Origin of the sequence: Streptomyces sp. NPDC037389 (genome assembly GCF_040636475.1) — a bacterium.
In the GTDB taxonomy this organism is placed as follows: Bacteria; Actinomycetota; Actinomycetes; order Streptomycetales; family Streptomycetaceae; genus Streptomyces; species Streptomyces hesseae.
This window is the reverse complement of the sequence record NZ_JBEZUS010000040.1, coordinates 1-2,484: the sequence shown is the minus strand read 5'-3', so window position 1 is coordinate 2,484 and position 2,484 is coordinate 1. Positions and strand designations below refer to the sequence as shown.

Sequence of the window (2,484 nt, the reverse complement as noted above, 5' to 3'; positions counted from 1 at the left end):
TGACGAAGGCGAACGCTGGCGTGGGGAGCGCCGTGCTCATGTCGGCATTGCTCACCCCGCCGCCAGCCTGGGCGTTCGGCGCGGTCGGCGCGGGCGCGGCCCTGCTGAACGTCGCGCCCGGACCGCGCTCCCTCGCCCGGTGGGCGACGGTCGGCTACCGGCGTCTACGCGAACGCACCGCCCCTGCCAGCATGACCGCGAGTGCGGGTGCGACCAGCACGTGGACGCTCTACCCCGATCACGGCACCATGCAGGACACGCAGGCACGAGCCGCGTTCCATGACGCGTTCTCCCGCGCGCTGGCGTTCGCCGGCAGCCAGGCCCGGAGCGCGGGGATCCAGGTCCACGTCACCCACCACGCCGACGTCGAAGAGCACACCGACCACACGCAGACCATCTCCGTCCACGTGCCGAAGGGGCTGGTCGGCCAGCCTGCCCGCATCATTGAGTCCCTGGCGGGAGAGTTCGCCGGCCTCGGCGCCCTGACCCGGGTGGAGCCCGAGCCGGTACCCGCCGTGACCGAGCAGGGTCCCGGGTGGATCTGCCTGGACGACGGCCGTTACGCGGCCACCGCCCGGATCACGGCCTGGCCCGCCGAGACCGGCGGCGACCTCATGCCCAAGCTCCTGCTCGGCCAGTCCGAGGACCGCTCCATCGCCGTCCTGTACCGGCCGCTTCCCGCGGGCCAGTCCCGCCGCTCCGCGAAGTGGCAGAGCGCGGCGTCCGAGGCATTCACCACGGACAAGGTCAAGGCCGATGCGCACGGCATGGCCAGCGCCGCGACCCACGGCGCGCTGGTCGACGGAGCCACGCTCGTCGATATCGACGCCTACCTGACGGTCTGGGGAGACAGCCCCGAGGCCGTCTCCGACGCCCGCTGGCAGTCGTCCCTGCTCGCGGACCGGTACCGCATCAGTCTCGACTGGCTCACCGGCCAGCAGCACCGCGCGTACGTGATGACCACCCCGCACGGAGCCTCAACCCGGAAAGGGGCGATCCTGTGATCCGCCTGCCCTCCAGCCACGCCGCGATCACGGCGCCGCTCGTCGCCTCCAGCACCCGCTTCCCCGGCATCCCGATCGGGCGCTCCCTGCTGGACGGTCGCCCGTTCTCCCTCTCCCCCGTGCTGACCGACGCAGCCGCCCTCCCGTCGACCAACTCCCTGGCTCTGGGAGGTCTCGGCTCCGGCAAGAGCACCACGGCGAAAATCCGGGCCCGCCGCGAAATCCTCGACCACGGCCACCAGTACGTCGTCGTCGATTCGTTCGGCGAGGACAACGCCGGTGAGTGGGCGGCCCTCACGCACTCCCTCGGAGGCCGCGTCATCGAGGCCGGCACTTTCACCCTCAACCCTGTCTCCGACCTCTTCCCGCCCCAAGTCCGCGAGCAGCTCGTCCGCTCACTGATCAGTGCCGTGGAGCCCGGCGCACTCACCCACCAGGCCACCCACGCACTTCAGCACGCCCTCAACCACCCCAAGGCCGCGTCCCTCAACGGCCTGGTCGATGCCCTGGTGGAGCCAGAAGACGGACGCTGGCCGGCCGCCCGGCTGACCGAGTGGGGAGAGGGCGCGGCCATCGCCCTCTCCCGCTACACCGAAGGCAGCCTGACCGGCCTTTTCGACGGCGACAGCGCGGGCCTGCCCGAGACCGACCTGCCCATGATCGCCTTCGACTTCTCCCGGCTCGACCGCAACTCCCCGGCGATCCCCTCGCTCATGGCCGCCGTGGCCTGCTGGACAGAGCATGTCTGGCTGCCCCAGTCGACCGCCCGGCACCGGCACCTGGTCCTCGAGGAGGCATGGCAGATCCTGCTGTCCCCGGCCACCAGCGAACTCATCCAGCGCCTCTTGAAGAACTCACGCAAGGCCAACCTGTCGCTGGACGTCGTGATGCACACGCTGTCCGACCTCGGGACCGGCCCGGCGCAGGACCTGGCGCGGCTGTGCGAGGTCGCCCACGTCGGGCGCCTCGGGCCGGAAGAGGCCGCCCTCACCGGTGCCCTGCTGGGACTGCCTGCCTGGGCCATCGACAAGATCCCGACTCTGGGTCCCGGACAGGCCGTCTGGAAGGTCGGCCCCGACTACGTCGACATCGTCCAGACGCTCATCACCGAGGACGAAGCAGCGCTCACCGACACGTCCTCCCGGCGCCGCATGGCACAGCAGGCCCTGGCCGCCGACCAGGAGACCGACGTGGCCGAGGACGTCGACCAGGAGCTGCTCGACGCACCGCCGTGCACAGAGACCGCCCCGGACTGCGACGGCGAATGGGAATGGGAGATGCCTCCCAACGTCATAGACGCCCGCCACCAGGACGTCCTCCAGGCCGCGATGGACGGCCGGTGCAGCGAGGCCGCCAACCTGGCAGCCCTCGGCGAGGCCGCCGAGCCGAGGAGACGGTCGGTCAGGCCATCGAGGTGCTGCGCGAGTACGGCGTCTCGCAGATGCCCATCGTCAAGCCCGGCGCCGGTCACCCCGACGTC

Annotated in this window: 2 protein-coding genes; both read left to right on the top strand. The window is 71.4% G+C overall.

Annotated elements, in window-relative coordinates:
• Window positions 1–1,004, top strand: a 1,004-nt coding sequence (locus AB0E98_RS33485) for a hypothetical protein (RefSeq protein WP_361710253.1), incomplete at its 5' end; no start/stop codon positions are given.
• A partial coding sequence (locus AB0E98_RS33480; RefSeq protein WP_361710251.1) for a hypothetical protein occupies window positions 1,001–2,484 on the top strand: 1,484 nt, incomplete at its 3' end. The genes AB0E98_RS33485 and AB0E98_RS33480, both read left to right, overlap by 4 nt.